The organism is Azospirillum sp. UENF 312511, from assembly GCF_058780635.1.
On record NZ_JBSNCG010000005.1, the window covers coordinates 1036072 to 1062954 of the forward strand.

The following is a 26883-nucleotide window of genomic DNA, read 5'->3' on the forward strand; positions in this document are numbered from 1 at the left end:
AGGGGGGCTGGGCCATGATCGTCGATTACGCGCTCGGCGGCCTCGTCGCCGCCGGGTTGCTGGCCTACCTCGTGTACGCCCTGATCCGCCCTGAACGGTTCTGAGGAGACTTTATGACCGTCAGCGGCTGGATTCACATCCTGCTCTTCGCCGCCCTCGTGGCCGCCGTGGCGCGCCCGCTCGGCGGCTACATGACGCGGCTGTTCAACGGGGAGCGCACGCTGCTCTCGCCGCTGCTCGGACCCGTCGAGCGCGGGCTCTACCGTTTGGCCGGGGTGGACGCGAAGGCGGAACAGCATTGGGTGACCTACGCCGTCGCCATGCTGCTGTTCAACGTCGCCGGGCTGCTGCTGCTCTACGCGCTGCAGCGCCTGCAGGGCGTTCTGCCCCTGAACCCCACGGGCATGGCGGCGGTCCCCGCCGACCTCGCCTTCAACACCGCCGCCAGCTTCGTCACCAACACCAACTGGCAGAATTACGGCGGCGAAAGCACGATGAGCCACCTCGTGCAGATGGCCGGGCTGACCGTGCAGAACTTCGTGTCGGCGGCGACCGGCATCGCGCTGGCCGTGGCGCTGGTCCGCGGCTTCACCCGCAGCGCGGCGCGGACGGTCGGCAACTTCTGGACCGACCTGACCCGCGGCACGCTCTACCTGCTGCTGCCGCTCAGCCTGCTCTACGCGCTGTTCCTGGTGTGGCAGGGCGTGCCGCAGACGCTGGCCGGGACGGTGGACGCCACCACGCTGGAGGGTGTCAAGCAGACCATCGCGCTCGGCCCCGTCGCCTCGCAGGAGGCGGTCAAGATGCTGGGCACCAACGGCGGCGGCTTCTTCAACGCCAACTCCGCCCATCCCTTCGAGAATCCGAACGCCCTGACCAATCTGGTGCAGATGCTGTCGATCTTCGCCATCGGCGCCGGGCTGACCAACCTGTTCGGGCGCATGGCCGGGGACGAGCGGCAGGGCTGGGCCATCCTGGCCGCCATGGGCCTGCTGTTCTTTATCGGCGTCGCCGCCGTCTATTGGGCGGAAGCCCAGGGCAACCCGGCCTTCGCCGCCCTCGGGCTGGACAACGCCGCCGGCAACATGGAGGGCAAGGAGACCCGCTTCGGCATCGCCATGAGCGCCCTGTTCGCCGCAGTGACCACGGCGGCCTCCTGCGGCGCGGTCAACGCCATGCACGACAGCTTCATGCCGCTGGGCGGCATGGTGCCGATGGTCAACATGATGCTGGGCGAGATCATCGTCGGCGGCGTCGGAGCCGGCCTCTACGGCATGCTGCTGTTCGCCATCGTCACCATGTTCGTCGCCGGGCTGATGGTCGGGCGCACGCCGGAGTATCTGGGCAAGAAGCTGGAGGCGAAGGAGGTCAAGATGACCATGCTCGCCGTCCTCTGCCTGCCCTTGATGATGCTGGGCGGCACCGCCTTCGCCGTGGTGCTGGACACCGGCCTTGCCGCACTCGCCAACGCCGGGCCACACGGCTTTTCGGAGGCGCTCTACGCCTACGTCTCGGCGGCGGCCAACAACGGCAGCGCCTTCGGCGGGCTGTCGGGCAACACGCTCTGGTACAACCTGACGCTGGCCGCCGGGATGCTGGTGGGCCGCTTCCTGGTCATCGTGCCGATGCTGGCGGTCGCCGGCTCGCTCGCCGCCAAGACGCGCAGCGCGGCCTCGGCCGGCACCTTCCCGACCCATGGCGGCCTGTTCGTCGGGCTGCTGGCCGGCGTCATCCTGATCGTCGGCGGCCTGACCTTCTTCCCGGCGCTCGCCCTCGGCCCGGTGGCCGAGCATCTGGCGATGCGCGCCGGCCTCCTCTTCTGACCGGGGACCTTCCATGGACACCCATTCGAAAACCGCCACCCGGACTCCGGCCTCCACGCTGCTGGACCCGGCCATCCTCCTGCCCGCCGTCGCCGGCTCCGTCCGCAAGCTCGACCCGCGGCTGATGGCCCGCAACCCGGTGATGTTCTGCGTGGAGGTGGTGGCGGCGCTGACCACGCTGCTGTTCCTGCGCGATCTCCTGACGGGCGCCGGGCTGACCGGCGCTGGGAGGATCGGCTTCTCCCTGCAGATCGTGCTGTGGCTGTGGTTCACCCTGCTCTTCGCCAACTTCGCGGAGGCGGTGGCGGAGGGCCGCGGCAAGGCCCAGGCGGCCAGCCTGCGCCGCACCCGCACGGAGACCACCGCCAAGCGGCTGGCGGGTGAGGGCTGGGAGAGCGTTCCGGCCACCCTCCTGAAGCCCGGCGACCTCGTTCTGGTGGAGGCGGGCGACCTCATCCCCTCCGACGGCGAGGTGGTGGAGGGCGTGGCCAGCGTCAACGAGGCCGCGATCACCGGCGAATCCGCCCCGGTCGTCCGCGAATCCGGCGGCGACCGCTCCGCGGTGACCGGCGGCACGCAGGTGATCTCCGACTGGATCAAGGTGCGGATCACCGCCGCCCAGGGCAACACCTTCCTCGACCGCATGATCGGGCTGGTCGAGGGCGCGCAGCGGCAGAAGACGCCCAACGAGATCGCGCTGAACATCCTGCTGGCCGGCATGACGGTCATCTTCGTCATCGCCGTGGCAACCATCCCCAGCTTCGCCGCCTACGCCGGCGGGTCGGTCGGGGTGCTGGTCCTGGCGGCGCTGTTCGTCACGCTGATCCCGACCACCATCGGCGCGCTGCTGTCGGCCATCGGCATCGCCGGCATGGACCGTCTGGTCCGCTTCAACGTGCTGGCCATGTCGGGCCGGGCGGTCGAGGCGGCGGGCGACGTGGACACGCTGCTGCTCGACAAGACCGGCACGATCACGCTGGGCAACCGGCAGGCGGCGGAGTTTCTGCCGATCTCCGGCGTGGCCGACCGCGACCTCGCCGACGCCGCCCAGCTCGCCTCGCTGGCCGACGAGACGCCGGAGGGCCGCTCCATCGTCGTTCTGGCGAAGGAGAAGTACGGCATCCGCGCTCGCGACATGGCCGGGCTGCACGCCCGCTTCGTGCCCTTCACCGCCCAGACGCGGCTGAGCGGCATCGACAGCGACGGCGTGACGATCCGCAAGGGTGCGGTGGACGCGGTGCTGGCCCATGTGCGGACCCTCGGTACGGGCGCCGCCCACCAGGGCAACACCGTCACCGCGCTCCGCCCCGATCCCGCCCTGGAGGCGGCGGTGCGCGAGGTCCAGGCCATCGCGGAACGCGTCGCCAAGTCCGGCGGCACGCCGCTGGCCGTCGCCCGCGACGGCAGGCTGCTCGGCGTCATCCACTTGAAGGACATCGTCAAGGGCGGCATCCGGGAGCGCTTCGCGGCGCTGCGCCAGATGGGCATCAAAACGGTGATGATCACCGGCGACAACGCCATGACCGCCGCCGCCATCGCGGCGGAGGCCGGGGTGGACGATTTCCTGGCCCAGGCGACGCCGGAGATGAAGCTGCAGCTCATCCGCGACGAGCAGGCGCGGGGCAAGCTGGTCGCCATGTGCGGCGACGGCACCAACGACGCCCCGGCGCTGGCCCAGGCCGACGTCGGCGTGGCGATGAACACCGGCACCGTCGCCGCCCGCGAGGCCGGCAACATGGTCGACCTGGACAGCGACCCGACCAAGCTGATCGAGATCGTGGAGATCGGCAAGCAGCTGCTGATGACCCGCGGCGCCCTGACCACCTTCTCCATCGCCAACGACGTGGCGAAGTACTTCGCCATCATCCCCGCCATGTTCCTGGCCTTCTACCCGCAGCTGGGCGCCCTGAACGTGATGGGGCTGGCCAGCCCGGAGAGCGCCATCCTGTCGGCGATCATCTTCAACGCGCTGATCATCGTCGCGCTGATCCCGCTGGCGCTGCGCGGCGTCGCCTACCGCGCGGTGGGCGCGGCCCGGCTGCTGCGCCGGAACCTGCTGATCTACGGGCTGGGCGGCCTGATCGTGCCCTTCGTCGGGATCAAGCTGATCGACCTCGTCACCGCCATCGGACTCGTGTGAGGACCCCGCCATGCTGAAGGAACTGCGCCCCGCCCTCGTCATGATCGCCGCGATGACCGTGGTGACCGGGCTGATCTACCCGCTGGCCGTCACCGGCATCGCCCAGGCCGTCTTTCCCCATCAGGCCAACGGCAGCCTGATCGAGCGGGACGGGACGGTCGTCGGCTCCGCCCTGATCGGCCAGGGCTTCACCGGGGAGGGCTATTTCCACGGGCGGCCCTCCGCCACGCTGGGGCTGGGCCCGTCCGATCCGTCGAAGAGCGTGCCGGCGCCCTACAATGCCGCGGCCTCCGGCGGCTCCAACCTTGGACCAACGTCGCAGGCGCTGGCTGACCGGGTGCGGGAGGAGACGGAGCGGCTGAAGGCCGAGAATCCCAACGCCCCGGTGCCGGTCGAGCTGGTGACGACCTCGGCCAGCGGCCTCGACCCGCATCTGTCGCCGACCGCCGCCGATTTCCAGGTCCCCCGTGTCGCCCGCGCCCGCGGCCTGTCGGAGGCCCAGGTCGGCGCCCTGGTCACCATGAACACCGAGCCGTCGCCGCTGGGGCCGCTGGCGGAGCCGGTGGTCAACGTGCTGCGGCTCAATCTCGCCCTCGACGCCGCCGCGGCGACGCATTAGCTGAAGGTCAACAGGCGGCCCTGTTCCGTCTCCCGCACAGGCGGGGGAGGGGGCGGGGCCGTCGATCCGTTCCGAAGGCCGCCCCCGATGCCGAACGACCGAACCGCCGCCGCTGCCCGGCCTTCGCCCGAAGCGCTCCTGCGCGCGGCGGCGCGGGAGGGGCGCGGGCGGCTGAAACTGTTTCTGGGCGCCGCCCCCGGCGTCGGCAAGACCTACGAGATGCTGCTGACCGCCCAGGCCAAGCGGCGCGACGGGGTGGACGTGGTGGTCGGCGTGGTCGAGACCCATGGCCGGCGCGAGACGGAGGCGCTGCTCGCCGGCCTGACTGTCCTCCCCCGCCGCAAGGTCGAGTACAAGGGCCGCCGGCTTGACGAGATGGACCTCGACGCCATCCTCGCCCGCCGCCCGGCCATCGTTCTGGTGGACGAGCTGGCCCACACGAACGCCCCCGGCAGCCGCCACGCCAAGCGCTACCTCGACGTCGAGGAGATCCTCGCCGCCGGGATCGACGTCTACACGACGATGAACATCCAGCATGTGGAGAGCCTGAACGACGTCGTCGCCCGGATCACCCGCGTCCGCATCCGCGAGACGGTGCCGGATTCCATCCTCGACCGCGCCGACGACATCGAGGTCATCGACATCACGCCGGACGATCTGATCCAGCGGCTGAAGGACGGCAAGGTCTACGTTCCGCGCACCGCCGAGCGGGCGATCCGCCATTACTTTTCCCCCGGCAACCTGACGGCGCTGCGCGAACTGGCGCTGCGCCGCACCGCCCAGCGGGTGGACGACCAGCTGCTCACCCACATGCAGGCCCACGCCATCGCCGGCCCCTGGGCGGCGGGGGAGCGGCTGCTGGTTTGCGTGAACGAAGACCCGGCCTGCGCCGCCGTCGTCCGCTACGCCCGCCGTCAGGCCGAGCGGCTGCGCGCCCATTGGACCGCGCTGCATGTGGAGACTCCGCGCAGCCTGCGCCTGAGCGAGGCCGAGCGCGACCGCATCGCGGACGCGCTGCGGCTGGTCGAGAAGCTGGGGGGCGAGGCGGTGACCATCCCGGGCGGCGACGTCGCCGGCACGGTGGTCGAGTATGCGCGGACCAACAACGTCGCTCACATCGTCATCGCCAAGTCCCACCGCGGCCCCTGGGCGGAGCTGTTGCGCAGCTCCATCGCCTTCCGGCTGATCCGGCAGGCCGGCGGCATCAGCGTGCACGTCATCGCCGACGACGCCGAGGAGCCGATCCCGCCCAAGACGGTGCGCACCGCGGCCCCCCGGCGCCCGGCGCTGTCCTGGTGGCCCTACGCCGCCGCCACCGGCTACGTCGCGCTGGCGCTGGGCGTCGGGGAGGTGCTTCAGCAGGTGCTCGACGTCAGCAACGTCGCGCTGGTCTTCCTGACGGCGGTGCTGACCAGCGCGGTGACCGGCGGGCTGGGGCCGTCGCTCTACGCCTGCGTCGCCAGCATCCTGGCCTTCAACTATTTTTTCCTGAACCCGCTCTACACCTTCTCCATCGCCGATCCGGAGAACATCGTCGCGCTGTTCTTCTTCGCGGTGGTCGCGGTGATCGCCAGCAACCTGACCGCCCGCGTGCGCGCCCAGGCCGTCACCGCCCGGCTGCGCGCCAAGACGACCGAGGATCTCTACGGCTTCAGCCGCAAGCTGGCCGGGGTGGTCACCATGGACGACCTGCTGTGGGCGACCGCCCACCAGATCGCGGCGATGCTGAAGGTGCATGTGGTCCTGCTGCTGCCCGACGGCGGCACCGTCTCCGTCCGTGCCGGCTACCCGCCGGAGGACGAACTGCGCGAGGCCGACCTCGCCGCCGCCGTCTGGGCCTGGGAAAACAACCGGCCGGCCGGGCGCGGCTCGGACACGCTGCCCGGCGCCAAGTGGCTGTTCCTTCCACTGCGCACCGGGCGCGGCCCGGTCGGGGTGGTCGGCATCGACACCGACACCGCCCGCACCGGCAAGCCCGGCGCCCTGCTGACCCCCGACCAGCGCCGGCTGCTCGACGCGCTGACCGATCAGGCCGCACTCGCCATCGAGCGCGTCACGCTGGCGGAGGACGTGGACCGCGCCCGTCTGGCCGCCGAGACGGAGCGGCTGCGCTCGGCCCTGCTCACCTCGATCTCCCACGACCTGCGCACGCCGCTGGCCTCCATCCTGGGGTCGGCGACCAGCCTGACCGTCTACGGCGCCGGGATGGACGAGGCGTCGCGCCGCGACCTCGCCGCCACCATCCAGGAGGAGGCGGAGCGGCTGAACCGCTTCATCGCCAACCTGCTGGACATGACACGCCTGGAGTCCGGAGCCATCCGCCCGCGCACCGGCCCGGTCGATCTGGCCGAGACGGTGGGCAGCGCGCTGGGGCGGGCGGGCCGCATCCTGGCCGGGCACCGGGTGGACGTCGATCTGGCCGCCGACCTGCCGATGCTGGAGGCGGACGACGTGCTGTTCGAACAGGTTCTCTTCAATCTGCTGGACAACGCGGCCAAATACGCGCCAACAGGCTCGCGGATCGAGGTCGGGGCGGCGCGGGAGGACGGTCGGGTGCGCATCGAGGTGCGGGACGAGGGCGACGGCATCCCGGCGGCGGATGTCGAGCGCATCTTCGACAAGTTCTACCGCGTCCAGGCCCAGGACCGGCAGCGCGCCGGGACCGGGCTGGGATTGGCCATCTGCCGCGGCTTCGTCGAGGCGATGGGCGGCACCATCGCCGCCGGCAACCGCAAGGACCGCTCCGGCGCTGTCTTCACCCTGACCATGCCCGCCGCCGCCGCCCTGCCCAGTCTTGAGGGTCCCAGTCTTGAGGGGCCCGGCCTTGAGGAAGAGGGGACGCCATGAGGTCGGACACCCTGCCGCTGCGCGTCCTGGTGGTGGACGACGAACCGCCGATCCGTCGCTTCCTGCGCACCACCCTGTCCGCCCAGGGCTACGACATCGCCGAGGCGGAGGACGGGGCGGGCGCGCTGGAGGCGGTGCGGCGGCGTCCGCCGGACCTGCTCGTTCTCGACCTCGGCCTGCCGGGGATCGGCGGGCTGGAGGTGATCCGCCGCCTGCGTGCCGACGGGGTGGCCGCCCCGATCATTGTGCTGTCCAGCCGCGCCGACGAGGCGGGGAAGGTGGAGGCGCTGGACCTCGGCGCCGACGACTATGTGACCAAGCCCTTCGGCATGGACGAGCTTCTCGCCCGCATCCGCGCCGCCCTGCGCCACCGCCTGCAGCAGCAGGGGGAGCGCCCGCTGTTCCGCAGTGGCGACCTTGCCGTCGATCTGGTCCGGCGGATCGTGACGGTTCGCGGTGCCGAGGTGAAGCTGTCGCCCCGCGAGTACGACCTGCTGCGTCTGCTGGTCGCCCATGCCGGCAAGGTGCTGACCCACCGCTTCATCCTGAAGGAAGTCTGGGGTGCGGACACCGACGTGCAGTATCTGCGCATCTACGTCCGCCAGCTCCGCCAGAAGATCGAGACGGAGCCGGAGCGGCCCTCGCACATCCTGACTGAGACCGGCGTCGGCTACCGGCTGCGCGCGCCGGATTGATCCCGCCCCCACATCCGTTGCAACCCACCGCTGCACGCTAAACCTGCTGCGCCGTGGTTGGATTCGTGCGACAGAACCCCCAGGGCCGCTGTTTCAGGCGCAAGCCCCAACAAAAAAGATGACCGCACACCGCAATTGAGCCCAACCGAAGCCTTCGAAGAGATTTTCATATGGAAAGCGTCGATCTCTGGTCGCAACTCACCGCCTTTGGGCAGGTGGTTGCCATCGACCTCGTTCTCGCCGGCGACAACGCCATCGTGGTCGGCATGGCCGCCGCCGCCGTTCCCGTGGAGCAGCGCCGCAAGGTGATCTTCTGGGGCATCGGCGCCGCCATCATCCTGCGCATCTTCTTCGCGCTGATCACCACCCAGCTTCTTGCCATCATCGGGCTGACCCTGGCCGGCGGCGTGCTGCTGCTGTGGGTCTGCTGGAAGATGTTCCGCGAGCTGCGCTCCGGAGGGGCGGACGAGGTAACGCCCGACGAGGCGCTGGCCGCAACCGGCTCCGGCTCCGGGGACGCCGCGGTCGGTGCGGCGGTGGCGACGACCACCTTCGGCGCGGCGGTCTGGCATATCGTGGTGGCCGACGTGTCGATGTCGCTCGACAACGTTCTGGCCGTGGCCGGGGCCGCCAAGGACCATCCGACGGTCCTGGTCCTCGGCCTGCTGCTGTCGGTCATCCTGATGGGGGCCGCGGCCAACGTGATCGCCCACATCCTGCACAAGCACCGCTGGATCGGCTGGATCGGCCTCGCCATCATCACCTACGTGGCGCTCGACATGATCTGGCGCGGCGGCAACGAGGTCCTGACCCAGGCCCACTTGCTCTGATGAACCGAAAAACCCCCGCCCTTTCAGCGGGGGTTTTTTCTTCAGGCGCCAGCACCCTCCAGCAGCGCCCGCAAATCCTCCTGACGCTGGACCGTCCGGACCCCCAGCGTGCCGTCGCGGCCCCGGATCGCCACTTCCCGGCGCTCCAGGTTCTCCAACTGCCGGAGCCCCGCCAGTTCGGCGGCCGCGTCGGAGAAGACCACGGTGGCGCCCAGCGTCTTGGTCATCTCCTCCAGCCTTGCGGCGACGTTGCCGGTGTCGCCGATGAATTGCAGCGACCCGTCCTCCGAACAGGCCACCGCCCCGACCACGGCGAGGCCGGAATGCACCCCGGCCCCGAAGGCCAGCGGCTGGTCCAGCTCCTCCGCGAGGTCGCGGCTCAGCACCTCGATGTCGCGCCACAGGTCGGCGGTGGCGCGCAGCGCGCTGGCCGCCGCCGCGGTGGGGTCGTCCTCGTTGGCGAACATGCCCATCACCCCGTCGCCCGCGATGGCGATGACGTAGCCGCCGTGCTTCCGGATCGCGTCGGTGACCACCTGGACGTAGCGGGTGACGATGAACAGGGCGTCGAAGGGCAGCCGTTCCGCCGCCAGCGAGGTCGATCCCCGCAAATCCACGAACAGCGCGGTGATCGCCAGTTCCCGCCCGCTGTCCATGGGGGCGGTGACGGCGAAGGTGCGGCCGTTGTCCCGCGCCGACAGCAGCGGCGTCACCGACAGCGGCGCCACCGGGCGGAGCTGGCAGGCGAGACGGACGGCGCGCGGCGCCTTCATCCGCTCCAGCACCGCCCGTTCCGTGGCGTTGGGCGGCGGCAGGGCGTCCACCCCCTCGGTCACGCGGATGCGGCAGGTCGAGCAGCGCCCCCGCCCGCCGCACAGCGCGGTGTGCGGGATGCCGTTGGCGCGGCTGGCCTCCAGCACCGAGGTGCCGCGCGGGACGGTGACCGTGCGCCCGCCGGGATAGGCGATGCGGACCGGGCTGGTCGCCCGCGCCCGCCAGTTGCGGTATTGCCGCAATCCCAGCGTGCCGACCAGCAGCAGGACGTAGGTGTTGAACACACCGCCGCTGATCGCCGCCAGCGCGGCGCGGTTCTCCGCCTCCGGCGTGCCGGTGGGGGGCGGGCGGAACTGCTCCAGATAGGCGGGGTCGGCGGCGGCCCGGCGCTCGGCGTCCCAGCCGGCGTTGACGATCCCGGCCAGCGCCAGCAGCGGCAGCAGCATGGCGAAGGCGCCGAGCAGCGAGGCGCGGCGCCGGTACCAGGGCTTCGTCATCAGCCAGCCGCGCACCCCGATGCAGCCATGGATCCACACGATCACCAGCAGCAGGAGCTGGCGCCACAGCAGGGTTTCCGGCGCGGTGATCCAGTAGAGGACGATCGCCCGCGGGTAGGTCAGCGGGTCGTTGTAGAGGTCGTCCGACAGCATCCCGGCCATGCCGTGTGAAATCAGCAGCAGCGGGATGCACAGGCCGAGTCCGAGCTGCCACGCCTCCCCGGCGGGCATGCGCAGGTGGCGGCGCCGGTAGAGCGCCCACAGTCCCAGCCCGGCGTGGGTGACGAAGGAGCCGGCGAGCAGCGCCTGCCCCGGCGGCGTGTCCCACACCCACAGCAGGGTGCGCCGCGCCACCTCCATCCCCGGAAGCAGCAGCAACCCGGCGGCGTGGGCGAGGAAATGGGTGATGACGAAGGTGAACAGCGTCAGGCCGGTGAACAGGCGCAACGGGCGTTCGATCCGGCGTTTCATGAACGGGTCCCGGTCATGAACGGCGGCGGGCGGCGGATGGGACGGTCGTCATGTCGGTCGGCGGGCTCGGGCTGTGAAGGTCGGCTTCGGCGTGGCGTCCCCGGGCATCCTATGAGATCATCCCGCGCCATGCCACAGCCGGACATCCACACCCGTTCATGAGGCGCCGGAGCGAAACGCTGGCCGGGGCGGCGCTGTTCCGCTCCCTGTCCCCCGACGAGCTGCGGGCGCTGGAGGACCGCTGCCTCTGGCGCCGGGTGGAGGCCGGGCAATGGATCATCGATTTCGAGGATGAGGGGACCGACGTCTTCGTCGTCGCCGCCGGTCTGGTCCGGGTGACCATCCGCGCGATCTCCGGGCGGACGGTGATCCTGCGCGACATTCCCGCCGGGGAATTCTTCGGGGAGCTGGCGGCCATCGACGGCAAGGCCCGCTCCGCCGGCATCGTCGCCGTGACCAACGCCACGGTCGCCTGCATGCCCGCCCCGCTGTTCCGCGACTGCATCCACCGCCACCCCGACGTCTGCGATCAGGTGATGGTCCTGCTGGCCGGGGAGATCCGGAAGCTCGCCACGCGGGTGAACGAGTTCAACACGCTGGACGTGCGCCACCGCATCTATTCCGAGCTGCTGCGGCTGGCCCGGCCGGACGGGCGGGGGGAGCACAGCGCGACCATCTCCCCGCCGCCGCCCCACGCCGACCTCGCCGCCCGAGTCAGCACCCGGCGCGAGGCGGTCTCGCGGGAGCTGAGCGCGCTGGAGCGCGACGGGCTGCTGGAGAAGCGGCGGGGGGCGCTGGTGCTTCTCGACACCCGCCGCCTGCGGGAGCGGGTCCGGCAGGCGGCGGAGGAGGATTGACGGCGCGCCTTACGCCTTCACCGCCTCGGACTCGATGATGATCTGGATGTCGTCGCCGATGTTCGGCACGCCGTACTTCATGCCGAAGTCGGAGCGCTTGATCGTGCCGCGGGCGGAGAAGCCGACCGTCTCCTGCTTGCTGGCCGGGCTGACGCCGTCCTTGTTGAAGGTCACGTCGAGGATCACCGGCTTGGTGACGCCCAGCAGGGTCAGGTCGCCGTGCAGCTTGCCGGTCTTGTCGCCGGTCGTCTCGATCTTCGTGCTCTTGAAGGTCATCTTCGGGAACTCCTTCGCGTTGAAGAAGTCCGGCGACTTCAGGTGCTCGTCGCGCTTGGCGTGGTTGGTGTCGACGCTGGTGGTGTCGATGGTCACCGACAGGCTGCTCTTGTCCGCGGCGTCCTTGTCGAAGGACAGCTCGCCGGCGAACGTGTTGAAGCGGCCCATGGCCTTGGCGAAGCCCAGATGGTCGACGATGAAGACCACGGCGGTGTGGGCCGGGTCGAGCTTGTAGGCGACCGGGGCGGCCTGGGCGGTCAGCGGCAGGGCGACGAGGGCGGACAGGGCGGCGGCGGCGAGAAGACGCTTCATGATTCGGAAGTCCTTTGTCGGATGGAACGGGATGACTGGGGTGGGTCAGTAGCCGGACACGTCGGAACCGGCGGAGAGAAGGAAGGCAACGCCCACGGCGGCGACGGCCGGCACCAGGGCGATGGCGGTCAGCGCCACGGTGCCCATGGCCCGTCCTGCGGCGGTGCGCGGCAGGGGCAGGCGGTCGCGCAGCCGGTCGGCGAAGAAGGCCGGCAGGACGAGCAGCAGGGCTTCGGCGTGAGCGGAGGAGAAGAAGGTCAGGGTGGCGGCCAGCAGCACCAGGATGCCCAGCGCCGCCTGACCGGCGTTGCCCCAGGCGTGGCGCTCCACCGGCCAGTTCCACAGCAGCAGGCCGCCGGTGGCCGCGGCCAGCGCGAAGGCGAGCTGGGCGACGGAGGCCGAGGCGCCGACCAGCGCCACCCCGCCCACCGCCACCGCGGCGGCCAACAGGGCGACGCCGGGCGTCGCCGCTCCCTCGCCCTCGCCGGCGGTGCGTGACAGGGCGATCCAGCCGCCGGCCAGCAGCAGGACCGCGGCCGTGATCGTGTCCAGGCTGCCCGGCAGCACCGGCAGGGCGATCCACAGCAGCGCCGCCGTCACCCAGGCGCCGAGCAGCCATGTGCCGCGGCGGCGGTCCAGCCCGGCGAGGTCGGCGCCGACGCCGATGACCAGACCGGCCACCGCGCTCCAGAACAGGCGGCCCATGCTGGAGGGCGGCGGCAGGGCCGGCAGGCCGACGATCAGCGCGTAGGCCGCCAGGAAGGCGGCGGCAACACCCGCCGCCGCCAACCGGGGACCCCGCGTGCGCCCGCCGGCGAGACGGACCACACCGACGGCGGCGACGCCGACCACCAGGGGAAACAGGGCGGTCTGCACCACAAGATCATCGAGCAGAGCCATCGTCGGAACACTCCAAGCCGCAGGAAACGGGACGCGGGGCGGAGCCTGCCGGGATGGAACGGTCAGGCCAGCGCTTCGCGGCGCGGCTGGAGAGTGCCGTCACGGCTCGTTGGCGCCTGTGCGAAAACGCACATCGCGAACAGGGGCCGACAAGGCGGGAATATCAGAAGCCGTGGAAGCGGGTGAAGTCAGCAACCGGGGCGCGCTCAGTCTCCAGGCGGTTTTCCGGCGCGTCGGGGTCGGCGTGGCCCAGCGCCATGCCGCTCAGCAGGATGTCGCTGTCCGGGATGGCGAGATGGCGGCGGACGATGCGGTGATAGGTGATGAAGGCGGCCTGCGGGCAGGTGTCCAGCCCGAAGCCCCGCGCCGCCACCATCACATTCTCCATGAACATGCCGACGTCGAGCCAGCTTCCCTGCTCCATCCGCCGGTCCATGGTGAAGAACAGCCCGACCGGGGCGCCGAAGAAGTCGTAGTTGCGGGCGTGCTGGTGGGCCATCGCCTCCCGGTCGCCCTTGGCGATGCCGAGCAGGCCGTAGAGGTCCCAGCCGATCTTCCGGCGCCGCCCCAGATAGGGCTCGAACCACTGGGTCGGGTAATAGGTGTATTCCGCCCCGGCCTGATCGTCCGCCGGGTCGAAATGCGCGGCGCGCAGCTCCGCCGACAGCGCCTCGCGCGCAGCACCGGCCACCGCATGGACTTTCCAGGGCTGGATGTTCGACCCGCTGGGCGCCCGGCTGGCGGCTTCGAGGATCTCCACCACCACGGAGCGCGGCACCGGCTCGGCGGTGAAGGCGCGGACGCTGCGGCGACTGCGCACGGCGTCCAGGGCGGACAAGGGACGGGGATAGGGTTCTTCGGACGCCATGGGCGCGCTCCGCTGCGGACGGTGTCTCATGAACCCTGTCCGGGGAACGGCGGCCCTCTCAGGACCGAGAAGGACGGTCAGGCTGGCAGCAGGCGCTGCACCGCGTCAAGGAGCTGGTCCTCCTCGAACGGCTTTTCCAGGAAGGCGGTCACGCCGGCTTCCCGTGCACGGGCGAAGGTGGCGGGATCGCCGCGCCCCGACACCATGATGACGGGCAGGCCATGCAGGTTCGCGCCGAAGCGCTCGATGAACTCCAGCCCGCTCATCACCGGCAGATGCAGGTCGAGAACGAGGCAGCCCGACGGCTTGCCGTTGTACTGATCCATGAAACTCTGACACGACGCATAGTCGCGTACTTCGAAGGCACAGGCTTCGAGCAGCGCCTTCATCGAGTCCCGCACCGGCTCGTCGTCGTCGACGATGTAGACGATGCTATCGCCCGGTTCGGCCAAGACTGCCTCCAGCATCGGAAATCACGCGGAATAACGCCCGTCGTGGGGCGTTACAGGGAAGATAGAAGCCGACCGGCGGTGCCGGAATACGGAGTTCCCCTTATCGGGCGTGGTTTTGATGTGGATCAGTTGCCGCCGGCGCCGCCCGGCGGCCCGAATCACTCCCCTTTTGGGGTGATCCCGGCGGACAGGGCCATGCGGACCAGCGAGGGCAGGCTGTCGGCGCGCATCTTCTCCATCACGCGGGCGCGGTGGATCTCCACGGTGCGCGGGCTGATGGACAGCTCGAAGGCGATGACCTTGTTCGACTTGCCTTCGACCAGCCATTGCAGCACGTCGCGTTCCCGCGGCGTCAGGCTGGACAGCCGCTCCAGCACCTCCGGGGAGACGGCGGGAGCAGCCGGCGCGAGAGTCGGCGCCTGGGCGGCCGGCGGGGTCGTGAGCGGAACCGCGCGGGCCAGGGCGGCCTTCACGCTGCCGATCAGGGCCTGCTCGTCAAAGGGCTTCTCCACGAAATCGACGGCGCCGGCCTTCATGGCGCGCACCGCCAGGGGCACGTCGGCGTGGCCGGTCATGACGATCACCGGCAGGCCGCGCCCCTCCTGCACCAGCCGCTCCTGCACGTCGAGCCCGCTCATCTGCGGCATTCGCACATCGACCAGCAGGCAGCCGGGGCGCGACGGCGCGTCCGATTCCAGGAAGGCCAGGGGGGACTCGAAGCTCTCGACCCGGAAGCCCTCGCATTCCAGCAGGATCACGACGGAATCGCGCACCGCCTCGTCGTCGTCCAGGACGAAGACCGTCATGTCCGACGGGGGAAGTTCGGGCGGCAATGGGGGCTCAGGGCGCATCATCCTCTCCGGCAACCGGCACGGTGAAGGCAAAGGTGGCCCCTCCATCCCCCGGTTCCAACCACAGGCGGCCGCCATGGGCCTCGATGATCGACCGGCAGATCGACAGGCCGAGTCCCATCCCCTTCTCCTTGGTGGTCACGAAGGGCTGGAAGAGCTGGGCCAGGACGGTCTCGTTCAGGCCGGGGCCGGTGTCGCGGACGGTGACGCGCATCAGCGCCGCCGACTCCGGGTCGGGGCCGGTGGCGACCGTCAATTCCCGAATCCCCAACTCGGCCATCGCCTCGATGGCGTTGCGGACGAGGTTGAGGACGACCTGCTGGATCTGGATCTTGTCGATCAGCACCGGCCGCTCGTCGCCGCTCATCTCCAGCCGGACATGGACGCCGCGCTCCTTGGCGCCGACCAGGGCGAGGGCGCTGGCCTCCTCCACCACCTTGCCGATGCTCTCCACCGTGTGTTCGGTCTGGCCCTTCTCGATGAAGTTGCGCAGGCGGCGGATGATCTGGCCGGCGCGGGCGGCCTGGGCGGTGGCCTTGTCCATCGTCTCGCGCGCCTTGTCCGCCCCGTCCGGACGGTCGAGCAGGCGCTTCACCGCCTTGGCGTAGTTGATGACGGCCGTCAGCGGCTGGTTCAGCTCGTGCGCCAGGGTGGAGGCCATCTGGCCCATGGCGCTGACCCGGCTGACGTGCAGAAGCTCCGCCTGAAGCTCCTGAAGGCGCTTCTCGGTGGCCTGCCGCTCGGTCAGGTCGCGGATGAAGCCGGTGAAGCAGCGGTGCCCGGCCAACCGCACCTCGCCCACCGCCAGCTCCATGGGGAAGACCGAACCGTCGCGGAGCAGGCCTGAGACAACCCGCCCGATGCCGATGATCCGGCGCTCCCCGGTGGTCAGGTAATGGTCCATGTAGCGGTCGTGCTGCTCCCGGTAGGGGGAGGGCATCAGCATGCTGACGTTCCGTCCCGACACCTCGGCGGCGCTGTAGCCGAACAGCCGCTCCGCCGCTGGGCTGAAGGATTCGATCAGGCCGCGCTCGCTGATGACGATGATCGCCTCGGGCACGGTCTCCAGGATGGAGGTCAGGCGGGCCTCGCGCTCCCGCAGGGCGGTTTCGGCCCGCTTGCGCTCGCTGATGTCGCGGATGATGCCGATGTAGACCCCGCCGCCGCCGGCCTCCCGGCAGGCCTCGCCGACCGACAGTTCCATGGGGAAGGTGGTGCCGTCGCGGCGCAGGCCGGTGACCTCGCGCCCGATGCCGATGATCCGGCGCTCCCCGGTCCGGTGGTAGCGCTCCAGATAGCCGTCATGCTCCTCCCGGTAGGGTGGCGGCATCAGCATCTTGACGTTGTGGCCGATGACCTCCGCCGCCGTCCAGCCGAACAGCCGCTCGCAGGCCGGGTTGAAGGTCTGGATGCGCCCTTCGGCGTCGATGATGACGACCCCGTCCGGCACCGTGTCCAGCATGGCCTGAAAGCGCAGCATGAGGTCCGGATTTCCCGTCCCGATATCGTCCGCCATCCCCGTCCCCAACGTCTCTTGTCCCTAAAGCGAACATGCGTTCGCTTTAGACTCTTATCGCCTCATTCGCCGGCGGGCTTCGGCCGCATGTGCGGCCGGGACCGCCGGCGCGGTCCAAAGCGGAATGCAATCCGCTTTAGAACCCTTCTTGGCCCAAGAGTAGTTGAGTTGATTTCTCGGTCAACCGGGATTGGGGTGGGGATTGGGGGTTGCGGGCGGGAAGATCGCTCCCCGCCCCTGCCGGACCGGCGATTCACGCCGCCTGCTGGCCCTCCAGCGTGACCGCGCGGTCGTGCTGAAGCTGGGCCGCCACCTCCTCGGCGAGGCGGAAGGCCAGCGCCACGAGGTTGATGGTCGGGTGGTCGCAACCCATGCTGGGGAAGACCGAGCTGCCGCCGATGTAGAGGTTGTGCATCCCATGCACCTTGCAGCGCGCGTCCACCACGCCCTGCTTCGGGTCGTCGTGCATGCGGGTGGTGCCCATATGGTGCCAGCACCAGGAGATGCGCTCCGCCCAGGCTCGTTCGGCGGCCTCCTGCGGGTCGGCCTCGGTCACCGTGATCAGGCCGTTGCGGGTCAGCTCCGTCCGCACCAGCTCGTTGGTGCGCAGGAAGTTGTCGCGATCCTGCTCGGTCAGGCGCCACACCGTGTCGGCCCGGTTGAGGCCCAGCGCGTCACGCTCCGCCGCCAGGGTCACGCGGCTGTCCGGGTTGGGCACCGGCTCGACGATGGTTTCCAGCAGGAAGCTGCGCGTCACCCAGGCCGGGTTCACCACATTGTCGAACAGCGCGTAGGCGAGGTTCGGCAGGTGCAGCGCGATCTGCGGCACCGCCTCGCGCAGCAGGGCGCGCAGGTCGCCCTCGGCGTGGCCGAACTTGCGGCGGTCGGACATCAGCATGCGCAGGTCGTGCAGAGCCCGCACCCCGGCGGTCGCCTCGCCATGGTACTGCGCCACCAGATAGCTGCGCGAGTTCATCAGCCCCAGCCGGCGCTGCGTCTCCACCGTCGGCGACAGGGAGGCGGAGACGGGCAGATGCTTGGCGTTCAGCCGGCGGCGCGACAGGGTCAGCGTCATGTCGTAGAGGCGGCGGTGCCGCGCCTGATCGGTCAGGCGGACCGAGCCGGCCTTGATGCGCGGGTGGTCGGTAAAGTAGCGGCCGACCAGATCGTGACCGTTGCCCAGCCCGGCGCTCTGCACCCGGTTGGACAGCAGCAGCAGGCGGGCGTTCTCGATGCCGCCGCAGCACAGGACGAACTGCCGCGCGGTGACCGTGAAGCGGGCGCCGCTGAGCGCGGCGCAGCGCACCCGCTCGACCACCGTGGCGGAGTCGTTGGTCTCGAATTCGGTGACGTTGGCGTTCAGGTAGCAGGCGATGTTCGCGGCCTGGACGATCTCGTCGACGGAGGTCACGCCGACGCGCGGCTGGTCGCTGATCTGGGCGATCCGGTTCTCCAGCGCGCCGCCCTCGACCGGCAGCAGCTCGATCCCGTCCGGCGCCAGGGTCTGTTCCCAATGGCCGTTGTCATAAATGCTCGACGGCAGGTTCAGGTGGCTGTGGGCGCGGGCGTAATAGGGGGCCAGCATCTCCGGCCCGAAGGGCCAGCCGCTGTTGGGCACCCAGGGCCGCGCCTCCATGTCGATCGGCTCGAAGGGCCGGCAGAAGCCGCCCCAGCAGTTGGTGCTGCCGCCGAAATAGCGGCTGCGCGCGGTCGACAGCCGCTCGTAGGGCAGGCCGAGATTCTCGCCGGCGTAGAGCGACTGGGTGTGGCCGTCGGGGTCGAGCCCGCCGCTTTCCAGAAGGACGATCTTCCAGCGCGACCCGGCCAGCGCACGGGCTATGGCGAGCCCGGCGGCGCCGGCGCCGACGATGCAGAGGTCCGCGTCAAGGTTGGTGCCCGAGGACACCGAGCGAGCATCGAGGATCATGCTGCGCCTGCTTTTCTTTGGGGTTGAACGCACGGGACTCAGATAAATCCCAAGTTCCTGGTGCCGTTACTGAAATTGCGGGCTAGCCCGTCCAGTGGGATTGCCCCGGCACCACCCCCGTCGCCAGCATTCGCGCGGATTTTACCCGTTTCGTCAAAGGATTGGCCGCCCCTTCCCCGCACCCCTTCCGACGCGGAATCCAAAGGGGTAGCCCGGTCTTTTCCCGGATTAAAAATTCGGCGGAGTGCCCCCCAACGCCTGGAGGAGCGACACCGCGGCCAGCAGGCGGCTCTGCCGCACCGACAGGGCGCTTTCCTCGTCCGACAGGGTGGCGGTCTGGGCGGTCAGGACGCTGCTGTAGGGCAGGGTGCCGGCCCGGTACTGGTTCAGGGTCAGCCGCTCCGCCTCGCGCGCCAGCCGCACGGCGTCGTCCTGCACGGCGGCCTGCTGGGCCAGGATGCGCTGGGCGGCGAGCTGGTCCTCGACCTCCTGGAAGGCGGTCAGCACGGTCTGGCGGTACTGCGCCACGCTCTGGTCGAAGACGGCGCGGCGCAGCTCCACCTCGGCCGCTCGCGTGCCACCGTCGAACAGGGTCTGGGCGACCTGCGCCCCGACCGCCCAGATCGCCGTCGGCGCCTGGAGGAGCTTTGGCAGGATCGTCGCGCTGTTGGTAAGGGAGCCGGACAGCACCACGTCCGGGTACCAGGCCGACTCCGCGATGCCGATCTGGGCGTTGGCCTGGGCCATCTGCCGCTCCGCCGCCGCGATGTCCGGGCGGCGTTCCAGCAGGGCGGAGGGTACACCCGGCGGGATTGCCGGGACCGCGGCGGTCAGCGGCGCCGGTGCCAGCGCGAAGGCGGCGGGCGCCTGCCCGACCAGAACCGCCATGGCGTGCTCGAACTGGGCGCGCTGCACCCCCAGCGCCACGAGTTGCGACTCGGTGGAGCGGACCTGCGTTTCCGCGGTGAAGACGTCGGCCAGGGTCGCCGTGCCCACGGCGTGGCGGTTGCGGGCGATCTCCAGCGACTGGCGGTAGGCGGCGATGGCCCGCTCCAGCAGCGCCTTGCGCTCATCCGCCACGCGGAACTGGACGTAGGCGGTGGCGAGCTGCGCCTGCGCCGACAGGCGGGCGGCGGCAAGGTCGGCGGCGCTGGCCTGGAAATTGGCGTCGTTGCTTTCCACAGAGCGGCGGATGCGGCCCCAGAGGTCCGGCGCCCAGCTCGCCCCCAGCCCGGCGTCGTAGGTGGTCACCGGGGTTCCGCCGCGGCTGACGCCGGTGCCGGAAACGCTGCGGTTGCCCGACCCGACGGTGCCGGCCCGGTCGGCCCCGCCACTGACCGACAACGCAGGGAAGAAGGAGGAGCGGGCCTGATCGGACAGCGCCTTGGCCTGCCGGTAGGCAGCCTCCGTCGCCTTCAGGCTCTGGTTGTCGACCTCCACCCGGCGCATCAGCCCGTCCAGCACCGGATCGTTGAAGACCGTCCACCAGGGTCCGGGCTCCGCCTGTCCGGGGGCGGCGGGGCGCCAGCCGTCGTCGCGCGGGACGGGCGGCGCGAAGGCCACGGGGATGACGCCGCCCTCCTTGTAGGCCGGCGGCACGGCGGCGGAGGGCCGCTCGTAGTCCGGCCCCACCGCGCAGGCCGACAACAGCGTGAGGGCGCCGAACGCCGTGCCCAGAAGACGGGCGCGCCGCCCGATGATCGTCGTCATGTCAGGTCCATCCGCACGTCAATTTTCCTCTCCCCTCTGGGGAGAGGGGAGGGTGAGGGGGTTGCGCTTTTGCCGAACGCACCGCCACGCGCAACCCCCTCACCGGCCCTGCGGGCCACCCTCTCCCCAGAGGGGAGAGGGCTACGATAAGTGCCATCATGCCGCGACTCCCGCCTCGGGGCGCCGCCAGCGCCGGCGGCACCACAGCCGGAAACGGTCGAGGTACAGGTAGGTGACCGGCGTCGTGTAGAGGGTCAGCATCTGGCTGACCACCAGACCGCCGACGATGGCGATGCCCAACGGCTGGCGCAGCTCCGCCCCGTCGCCGGAGCCGAGCGCCAGCGGCAGGGCGCCCAGCAGGGCGGCGACCGTGGTCATCATGATCGGACGGAAGCGCAGCAGGCAGGCGCGGTGGATCGCGGTGCGCGGGTCCAGCCCCTCGCTCCGCTCCGCCTCCAGCGCCACGTCGATCATCATGATCGCGTTCTTCTTGACGATGCCGATCAGCAGGATCACCCCGATCAGCGCGATGATGCTCAGCTCCTTGTCCAGCGCCATCAGCGCGACCAGCGCCCCCACCCCGGCGGAGGGCAGGGTGGACAGGATGGTCAGCGGGTGGATGTAGCTCTCGTAGAGCACGCCCAGCACGATGTAGACGGCCAGCAGCGCCGCCAGGATCAGCACCGGCTGGTCGCCGATCGACTGCTGGAACACCCGCGCGGTGCCCTGGAAGCTGCCCTGGATGGTCGTCGGCACGCCGATCTTATCCATGGTGTGGCGGATAACGGCCAGCCCCTCGCCCAGCGAGACTCCGGGGGCGAGGTTGAAGGAGAGGGTGGTGGCGACGAACGGCCCCTGGTGGTTCACCGACAGCGGCGTGTTCTCCAGCGCGACGCGGGCGATCGCCGAGAGCGGCACCATCGTCTCCACCCCGGTGCTGAGCGCCGATCCGGTGGAGGCGGCGGTGCGGCCGGTGGTGGCGATCTGGTTGATGCGCTGGTTGCGCGCGGCCTCCGTGTCGGCGGTGGCGGCACCGGCGATGGCGCTCGTCGCCTGCGTCCCGCTGACCGCGCCGCCGGATTTGCTGATGAGGATGTCCTTCATCATCTCCGGGTCCTCGCGGTACTGGGGGGCGACCTCCATGATGACGCGGTACTGGTTCAGCGGGTTGTAGATGGTCGAGGCGGAGCGCTGGCCGAAGGCGTCGTAGAGCGTGTTGTTGATCTGGTTGAAGGACAGGCCCAGCCGTGCCGCGGCGTCGCGGTCCACCGTCACCTCCAGCGCCAGCCCGCGCTGCTGCTGGTCGGAGTTCACCTCCGTCAGCTCCGGCACCTGCTGGAGGGCCTGGGTCAGGCGGGGCGCCCAGGTCTGCAACTCGTCCAGCGTGTCGCCCTGAAGCGTAAACTGGTAGTTGGCGTTGGCCTGCCGCGCGCCCGCCCGCAAATCCTGCATGACCGACAGGTACAGGTTGGCGCCGGGGACCTGGGTGAGCTGGGTGCGCAGCCGGGCGATCACCGCGTCGGCGGTGACGTCGCGTTGCGCCAGCGGCTTCAGCGACACGGCCATGAAGCCGCTGTTGGTCCGGCTGCCGCCGGTGTAGCCCACCACCGTGTCCACCGCCGGGTCGGCCTGCACCAGCGCGACGAACCGCTCCATCTTCTCCTTCATCAGCGTGAAGGAGGTGCTCTGGTCGGCCACGACGAAGCCGATCAGCCGTCCGGTGTCCTGCTGCGGGAAGAAGCCCTTGGGGATGATCGTGAAGAGATGGACGCTGAGCGCCACGGTCGCCGCGAAGACCACCATGGTCAGCAGGCTGTTGTCGAGCGCCGCCGTCAGCGTCCGGTCGTAGAGGCGCAGCGTGCCGCCGCCGATCCATGCCCCGACCCGGCGCAGAGCGGCTACAATGCGGCCCGGCTCCCTGGCCTTGCGCGGCTCACGCAGCAGGACGGCGCACATCATCGGCGTGGTGGTCAGGCTGATGACCATCGAGACCAGGATGGCGATGGACAGGGTCAGGGCGAACTCGCGGAACAGCCGCCCGACGATGCCGCCCATCAGCAGGATCGGGATGAAGACGGCGACCAGCGACACGCTCATCGACAGGACGGTGAAACCGACCTCCCGCGCACCGCGCAGCGCCGCCTGGGTGCGGGACATCCCATTCTCGATGTGGCGGGCGATGTTCTCCAGCACGACGATGGCGTCGTCCACCACGAAGCCGGTGGCGATGGTCAGCGCCATCAGCGACAGGTTGTTCAGGCTGTAGCCGAGCAGATACATGGCGCCGAAGGTGGCGACCAGCGACACCGGCACCACCACGCTGGGGATCAACGCCGCCCGCGCGTTGCGCAGGAACAGGAACACCACCATCACCACCAGTCCGACGGCGATGATCAGCGTGTGCTCCACCTCGGCCAGCGAGGCGCGGATGGTCGTGGTGCGGTCGCTGGAAACCGACAGGTCGATGTCGGCGGGGATGGAGGCGCGCAGCTCCGGCAGCATGGCCTTCACCCGGTCCACCGTCTCGATGATGTTGGCCGCCGGCTGGCGGTTCAGCATCAGCAGGACCGACGGCTTGCCGTTGGTGATGCCGGCGTTGCGCAGATCCTCCACGCTGTCCGACACCTCGGCCACGTCGGACAGGCGGACGGCGGCCCCGTTGCGGTAGGCGATGACCAGCGACCGGTATTCCTCCGCCTTACGGGCCTGATCGTTGGTGTAGATCTGGAAGCGCAGCTCCCCGTCCTCGACGGCGCCCTTGGGGGCGTTGGCGTTGGCCGACGCGATGGCGGCGCGCACGTCCTCCAGCCCGATGCCGTACTGGAACAGGGCGCGCGGGTTCAGCTCCACCCGCACGGCGGGCAGCGAGCTGCCGCCGATGCTGACCTGCCCGATGCCCTCGACCTGCGACAGCTTCTGCTGGAGCACGGTCGCCGCGGAATCGTAGAGCTGCCCCTGGCTGAGCGTCGCCGAGGTCATGGTCAGGATCAGGATCGGGGCGTCGGCGGGGTTGACCTTGCGGTAGGTCGGATTGCTGCGCAGGCTGGACGGCAGGTCGGCGCGGGCGGCGTTGATGGCGGCCTGCACCTCCCGCCCCGCGCCGTCGATGTCGCGGTTCAGCCCGAACTGCAGCGTGATGCGCGTCGAGCCGGCGGAGCTGGAGGAGGTCATCTCCGTCACGTCGGCGATCTGCGCCAGATGCCGCTCCAGCGGCGTCGCGACGCTGGCCGCCATCGTCTCCGGGCTGGCGCCGGGCATCGAGGCGGTGACCGAGATGGTCGGGAAATCCACCTGCGGCAGCGGCGACACCGGCAGCCCGACGAAGCCCAGCGCCCCGGCCAGCGCCAGCCCGAGCGTCAGCAGGGTCGTCGCCACCGGCCGCCGGATGAAGGGCGCCGACAGGTTGGCCGCCCAGCTCATCGCGCGGCCCCTTCCGCCTGCCCGCCGGTACGCCCGCGCAGGCGCGCGGCCAGCCGATCGAAGGCCAGATAGATCACCGGCGTGGTGTAGAGGGTGAGAAGCTGGCTGAGGATCAGCCCGCCGACGATGGACACGCCCATCGGCTGGCGCAGCTCCGACCCCGTGCCGGAGCCGAGCATCAGCGGCAGGGCGCCGAGCAGCGCCGCCATCGTCGTCATCAGGATCGGCCGGAAGCGCAGCAGGCAGGCCTGATAGATCGCCTCGCGCGGCGGCTTGCCCTCCTCCCGCTCGGCGTCGAGCGCGAAGTCGATCATCATGATCGCGTTCTTCTTCACGATGCCGATCAGCAGGATGATGCCGATGATGGCGATGATGTCCAGGTCATGCCCGGCCAGCATCAGCGCGATCAGCGCCCCGACGCCTGCCGAGGGCAGGGTGGACAGAATCGTGATCGGGTGGATGTAGCTCTCGTAGAGAACGCCCAGCACGATGTACATCGTGACGATGGCCGCCAGGATCAGCAGGAGCTGGTTGCCCAGCGACGCCTGGAAGGCCAGGGCCGCGCCCTGGAAGCGGGTCAGCACGCTGGCCGGCAGGCCGAGGTCCTGCTCCGCCGCCTCGATGGCCTTGACCGCGGCGCCCAGCGACACCCCCGGCGCCAGGTTGAAGGAGACGGTGACCGCCGGAAACTGCCCGAAATGGTTGATCTGGAGCGGCGCGTTGCGCACCTCCATCCGCGCGAAGGCGGCCAGCGGCACCTGCCCGCCGCCCGCCGAGGGCAGATGGATGGAGGTGAGCAGCTGGTCCACCGTCATGCGGTCGGGGTCGGCCTCCAGGATCACGCGGAACTGGTTGGCCTGGGTGAAGATGGTGGAGACGATGCGCTGGCCGAAGGAGTCGTACAGCGCGTTGTCGATGGCCGCCGTGGTGACGCCGTAGCGCGCGGCGGTGTCGCGGTCGATGGTGATGGCGGCCGACAGCCCCTTCTCCTGAAGGTTGCTGGTGACGTCGGTGATCTCCGGCACCGCGGCCAGCCGGTCGATCAGCCTGGGCGCCCAGACGCGCAACTCCTCGGGGTTCGCGTCCTCGAGGACGAACTGGTACTGGGTGCGGCTGACCGTGGCGTCGATGGTCAGGTCCTGCACCGGCTGCATGAACAGCTCGATTCCGGGGACGGCGGCGGTGTTGTGGCGGATGCGGCGGATGATGTCGGCCACATGGTCCGTCCGCTGCTCCTTCGGCTTCAGATTGATGAGGAGGCGCCCGCTGTTCATGGTGGTGTTGGTGCCGTCCACCCCGATGAAGGAGGACAGGCTGACCACGTCGGGGTCCTTCAGCACCTCCACCGCCAGCGCCCGCTGCCGCTCCGCCATGGCGGCGTAGGAGACGGACTGGGTGGCCTCCGTCACGCCCAGGATCAGGCCGGTGTCCTGCGCCGGGAAGAAGCCCTTGGGGATGGCGGTGTAGAGCACCACCGTCAGCGCCAGCGTCCCGACGGCGACCAGCAGTGTCGTCCCCTGGCGGTCCAGCACCCAGCGCAGCGTGCGGGCGTAGCCGGCGATCACCGCGTCGAACCACGCCTCGCTGCGCCGCGCGATGGCGGACATCTCCCGCGGCTCGCGGTGGCGCAGCAGCTTGGCGCAGAGCATCGGCACCAGCGTCAGCGAGACGACGGCGGAGATCAGGATGGTGACGGCCAGCGTGATGGCGAACTCGCGGAACAGCCGGCCGACCACGTCGCCCATGAACAGCAGCGGGATCAGCACCGCGATCAGCGAGACGGTCAGCGACACGATGGTGAAGCCGATCTGCTTCGACCCCTTCAGCGCGGCCTGGAGCGGGGATTCGCCGCGCTCCACATGGCGGGCGATGTTCTCGATCATCACGATGGCGTCGTCGACGACGAAGCCGGTCGCGACGGTCAGCGCCATCAAGGACAGGTTGTTCAGGCTGAAGCCCGCCAGATACATCACCGCGAAGGTGCCGACCAGCGACAGCGGCACCGACAGGCTGGGGATGATCGTCGCCGGGATGTTGCGCAGGAACAGGAAGATGACCAGCACCACCAGCCCCATGGCGACCATCATCTCCGTCTGCACGTCCTCGACGGAGGCGCGGATGGTCACGGTGCGGTCGGTCAGCACGGCGACGTCGACCGAGCCGGGCAGGGCGGCGGTCAGGTTGGGCAGCATCTCCTTCACCCGGTCCACCACCTCGATCACGTTGGCGCCGGGCTGGCGCTGGATGTTCAGGAGGATGGCCGGCGTGTCGTTCATCCAGGCGCCCAGCCGGGTGTTCTCGGCGCTGTCCAGCACCTCGGCCACGTCGGACAGGCGCACCGGGGCGCCGCTGCGGTAGGCGACGACGAGGTCCTTGTACTCGTCGGCCCGGCGGAGCTGGTCGTTGGCGTTGATGGTGTAGTTGCGGGTCGGCCCGTCGATGGTGCCCTTGGGCGAGTTGACGTTGGCCGTGTTGATGGTGCTGCGCAGGTCGTCGATGTTCAGCCCATAGGCGGCCAGCGCCTGGACGTTGGCGCGGATGCGCACCGCCGGCCGGTGCCCGCCGCTGAGGCTGACCAGACCGACGCCGGGAAGCTGCGACAGCTTCTGCGCGAAGCGGCTGTCGGCGAGGTCCTGCACCTGGGTCAGCGGCAGCGTCTTGGAGGTCAGGGCCAGCGTCAGGATCGGCGCGTCCGCCGGGTTGACCTTGGCGTAGATCGGCGGGGCGGGCAGGTCGGAGGGCAGCAGGTTCCCGGCGGCGTTGATGGCCGCCTGCACCTCCTGCTCCGCGATGTCGATGCTGAGTTCCAGCCCGAACTGGAGCGTGATGACCGACGCCCCGGCGGCGCTGACCGAGGACATCTGGACCAGCCCCGGCATCTGGCCGAGCTGGCGTTCCAGCGGGGCGGTGACCGACGAGGTCATCACCTCCGGGCTGGCGCCGGGGAAGAAGGTCTGGACCTGGATCGTCGGGTATTCCACCGCCGGCAGCGCCGACAGCGGCAGGAAGCGGTAGGACACCGCCCCCACCAGCAGGATCGCCAGCATCAGCAGCGAGGTGGCGACCGGGCGGACGACGAAGGGGTGGGAGATGTTCAT

At 70.2% G+C, this 26883-nt stretch carries 19 protein-coding genes; 8 read left to right on the plus strand and 11 right to left on the minus strand.

What is annotated here, in order from left to right; all coding sequences use genetic code 11:
- The first annotated feature begins 14 nt into the window (after window positions 1–14).
- The 7 genes from ACWPN7_RS33100 to ACWPN7_RS33130 all read left to right on the plus strand — a co-directional run bounded on the left by ACWPN7_RS33100 (window position 15) and on the right by ACWPN7_RS33130 (window position 8954).
- Window positions 15–104, plus strand: a complete 90-nt coding sequence (locus ACWPN7_RS33100; RefSeq protein WP_456530447.1) for a K(+)-transporting ATPase subunit F — start codon at window positions 15–17, stop codon at window positions 102–104.
- 9 nt (window positions 105–113) lie between these two features.
- Complete coding sequence (kdpA, locus tag ACWPN7_RS33105) at window positions 114–1823, plus strand: potassium-transporting ATPase subunit KdpA (RefSeq protein WP_459197459.1); 1710 nt, start codon at window positions 114–116, stop codon at window positions 1821–1823.
- Between the two features lie 13 nt (window positions 1824–1836).
- Window positions 1837–3963, plus strand: a complete 2127-nt coding sequence (gene kdpB, locus ACWPN7_RS33110; protein WP_459197458.1) for a potassium-transporting ATPase subunit KdpB — start codon at window positions 1837–1839, stop codon at window positions 3961–3963.
- A gap of 10 nt (window positions 3964–3973) precedes the next feature.
- On the plus strand, window positions 3974–4582 hold the full coding sequence (locus tag ACWPN7_RS33115) for a K(+)-transporting ATPase subunit C (protein ID WP_459197457.1): 609 nt from the start codon (window positions 3974–3976) through the stop codon (window positions 4580–4582).
- 87 nt (window positions 4583–4669) lie between these two features.
- The gene (locus tag ACWPN7_RS33120) at window positions 4670–7429 is read left to right on the plus strand and encodes a DUF4118 domain-containing protein (protein ID WP_459197456.1); all 2760 of its coding nucleotides are present in this window, start codon (window positions 4670–4672) and stop codon (window positions 7427–7429) included.
- Window positions 7426–8124 (plus strand): response regulator, encoded by a 699-nt coding sequence (locus ACWPN7_RS33125; protein WP_040136964.1) that lies wholly within the window; start codon window positions 7426–7428, stop codon window positions 8122–8124. Before ACWPN7_RS33120 ends, ACWPN7_RS33125 begins: the two co-directional genes overlap by 4 nt.
- A 170-nt stretch (window positions 8125–8294) precedes the next feature.
- Window positions 8295–8954, plus strand: a complete 660-nt coding sequence (locus tag ACWPN7_RS33130; protein ID WP_040136962.1) for a TerC family protein — start codon at window positions 8295–8297, stop codon at window positions 8952–8954.
- Between the two features lie 41 nt (window positions 8955–8995).
- On the opposite strand, the gene ACWPN7_RS33135 is transcribed toward ACWPN7_RS33130, so the two are convergent.
- Window positions 8996–10696, minus strand: a complete 1701-nt coding sequence (locus ACWPN7_RS33135; RefSeq protein ID WP_459197455.1) for an adenylate/guanylate cyclase domain-containing protein — start codon at window positions 10694–10696, stop codon at window positions 8996–8998.
- Between the two features lie 158 nt (window positions 10697–10854).
- Between ACWPN7_RS33135 and ACWPN7_RS33140 the strand changes: the two genes are divergently transcribed.
- On the plus strand, window positions 10855–11553 hold the full coding sequence (locus ACWPN7_RS33140; RefSeq protein WP_137117376.1) for a Crp/Fnr family transcriptional regulator: 699 nt from the start codon (window positions 10855–10857) through the stop codon (window positions 11551–11553).
- A 9-nt stretch (window positions 11554–11562) separates the two neighbouring features.
- Here the strand turns inward: ACWPN7_RS33140 and ACWPN7_RS33145 are convergent, their stop codons facing one another.
- The 10 genes from ACWPN7_RS33145 to ACWPN7_RS33190 form a co-directional block, all read right to left on the minus strand.
- Window positions 11563–12141: a YceI family protein gene (locus ACWPN7_RS33145; RefSeq protein ID WP_459197454.1), complete on the minus strand. Its 579-nt coding sequence runs from the start codon at window positions 12139–12141 to the stop codon at window positions 11563–11565.
- 45 nt (window positions 12142–12186) lie between these two features.
- The gene (locus ACWPN7_RS33150) at window positions 12187–13041 is read right to left on the minus strand and encodes a hypothetical protein (RefSeq protein ID WP_459197453.1); all 855 of its coding nucleotides are present in this window, start codon (window positions 13039–13041) and stop codon (window positions 12187–12189) included.
- Between the two features lie 163 nt (window positions 13042–13204).
- The gene (locus tag ACWPN7_RS33155; protein WP_459197452.1) at window positions 13205–13909 is read right to left on the minus strand and encodes a nitroreductase; all 705 of its coding nucleotides are present in this window, start codon (window positions 13907–13909) and stop codon (window positions 13205–13207) included.
- Between the two features lie 77 nt (window positions 13910–13986).
- Window positions 13987–14361 carry a response regulator transcription factor gene (locus ACWPN7_RS33160; protein ID WP_051141058.1) on the minus strand — a complete coding sequence of 125 codons (375 nt, stop codon included), beginning with the start codon at window positions 14359–14361 and terminating at the stop codon, window positions 13987–13989.
- Between the two features lie 158 nt (window positions 14362–14519).
- Window positions 14520–15212 carry a response regulator transcription factor gene (locus ACWPN7_RS33165; RefSeq protein ID WP_492273736.1) on the minus strand — a complete coding sequence of 231 codons (693 nt, stop codon included), beginning with the start codon at window positions 15210–15212 and terminating at the stop codon, window positions 14520–14522.
- Window positions 15202–16692 (minus strand): PAS domain-containing sensor histidine kinase, encoded by a 1491-nt coding sequence (locus ACWPN7_RS33170; protein ID WP_492273737.1) that lies wholly within the window; start codon window positions 16690–16692, stop codon window positions 15202–15204. The genes ACWPN7_RS33165 and ACWPN7_RS33170 overlap by 11 nt, the downstream gene beginning before the upstream one ends.
- Window positions 16693–16981: 289 nt before the next feature.
- Window positions 16982–18655, minus strand: coding sequence for an FAD-dependent oxidoreductase (locus ACWPN7_RS33175; RefSeq protein ID WP_040136951.1), 1674 nt, complete (start codon window positions 18653–18655; stop codon window positions 16982–16984).
- A gap of 228 nt (window positions 18656–18883) precedes the next feature.
- Window positions 18884–20365, minus strand: a complete 1482-nt coding sequence (locus ACWPN7_RS33180) for an efflux transporter outer membrane subunit (protein ID WP_459197450.1) — start codon at window positions 20363–20365, stop codon at window positions 18884–18886.
- A gap of 156 nt (window positions 20366–20521) precedes the next feature.
- On the minus strand, window positions 20522–23785 hold the full coding sequence (locus tag ACWPN7_RS33185; protein WP_200775552.1) for an efflux RND transporter permease subunit: 3264 nt from the start codon (window positions 23783–23785) through the stop codon (window positions 20522–20524).
- Window positions 23782–26883, minus strand: coding sequence for an MdtB/MuxB family multidrug efflux RND transporter permease subunit (locus ACWPN7_RS33190; protein ID WP_459197449.1), 3102 nt, complete (start codon window positions 26881–26883; stop codon window positions 23782–23784). Before ACWPN7_RS33190 ends, ACWPN7_RS33185 begins: the two co-directional genes overlap by 4 nt.

What these genes read in the sequence shown, in the direction of transcription:
- ACWPN7_RS33100 (WP_456530447.1), top strand. Translation starts at nt 15, where the DNA reads ATGATCGTCGATTACGCGCTCGGCGGCCTCGTCGCCGCCGGGTTGCTG.
- kdpA (WP_459197459.1), top strand. Translation starts at nt 114, where the DNA reads ATGACCGTCAGCGGCTGGATTCACATCCTGCTCTTCGCCGCCCTCGTG.
- kdpB (WP_459197458.1), top strand. Translation starts at nt 1,837, where the DNA reads ATGGACACCCATTCGAAAACCGCCACCCGGACTCCGGCCTCCACGCTG.
- ACWPN7_RS33115 (WP_459197457.1), top strand. Translation starts at nt 3,974, where the DNA reads ATGCTGAAGGAACTGCGCCCCGCCCTCGTCATGATCGCCGCGATGACC.
- ACWPN7_RS33120 (WP_459197456.1), top strand. Translation starts at nt 4,670, where the DNA reads ATGCCGAACGACCGAACCGCCGCCGCTGCCCGGCCTTCGCCCGAAGCG.
- ACWPN7_RS33125 (WP_040136964.1), top strand. Translation starts at nt 7,426, where the DNA reads ATGAGGTCGGACACCCTGCCGCTGCGCGTCCTGGTGGTGGACGACGAA.
- ACWPN7_RS33130 (WP_040136962.1), top strand. Translation starts at nt 8,295, where the DNA reads ATGGAAAGCGTCGATCTCTGGTCGCAACTCACCGCCTTTGGGCAGGTG.
- ACWPN7_RS33135 (WP_459197455.1), bottom strand. Translation starts at nt 10,696, where the DNA reads ATGAAACGCCGGATCGAACGCCCGTTGCGCCTGTTCACCGGCCTGACG.
- ACWPN7_RS33140 (WP_137117376.1), top strand. Translation starts at nt 10,855, where the DNA reads ATGAGGCGCCGGAGCGAAACGCTGGCCGGGGCGGCGCTGTTCCGCTCC.
- ACWPN7_RS33145 (WP_459197454.1), bottom strand. Translation starts at nt 12,141, where the DNA reads ATGAAGCGTCTTCTCGCCGCCGCCGCCCTGTCCGCCCTCGTCGCCCTG.
- ACWPN7_RS33150 (WP_459197453.1), bottom strand. Translation starts at nt 13,041, where the DNA reads ATGGCTCTGCTCGATGATCTTGTGGTGCAGACCGCCCTGTTTCCCCTG.
- ACWPN7_RS33155 (WP_459197452.1), bottom strand. Translation starts at nt 13,909, where the DNA reads ATGGCGTCCGAAGAACCCTATCCCCGTCCCTTGTCCGCCCTGGACGCC.
- ACWPN7_RS33165 (WP_492273736.1), bottom strand. Translation starts at nt 15,212, where the DNA reads ATGCGCCCTGAGCCCCCATTGCCGCCCGAACTTCCCCCGTCGGACATG.
- ACWPN7_RS33170 (WP_492273737.1), bottom strand. Translation starts at nt 16,692, where the DNA reads ATGCTGCGCTTTCAGGCCATGCTGGACACGGTGCCGGACGGGGTCGTC.
- ACWPN7_RS33175 (WP_040136951.1), bottom strand. Translation starts at nt 18,655, where the DNA reads ATGATCCTCGATGCTCGCTCGGTGTCCTCGGGCACCAACCTTGACGCG.
- ACWPN7_RS33180 (WP_459197450.1), bottom strand. Translation starts at nt 20,365, where the DNA reads ATGACGACGATCATCGGGCGGCGCGCCCGTCTTCTGGGCACGGCGTTC.
- ACWPN7_RS33185 (WP_200775552.1), bottom strand. Translation starts at nt 23,785, where the DNA reads ATGAGCTGGGCGGCCAACCTGTCGGCGCCCTTCATCCGGCGGCCGGTG.
- ACWPN7_RS33190 (WP_459197449.1), bottom strand. Translation starts at nt 26,883, where the DNA reads ATGAACATCTCCCACCCCTTCGTCGTCCGCCCGGTCGCCACCTCGCTG.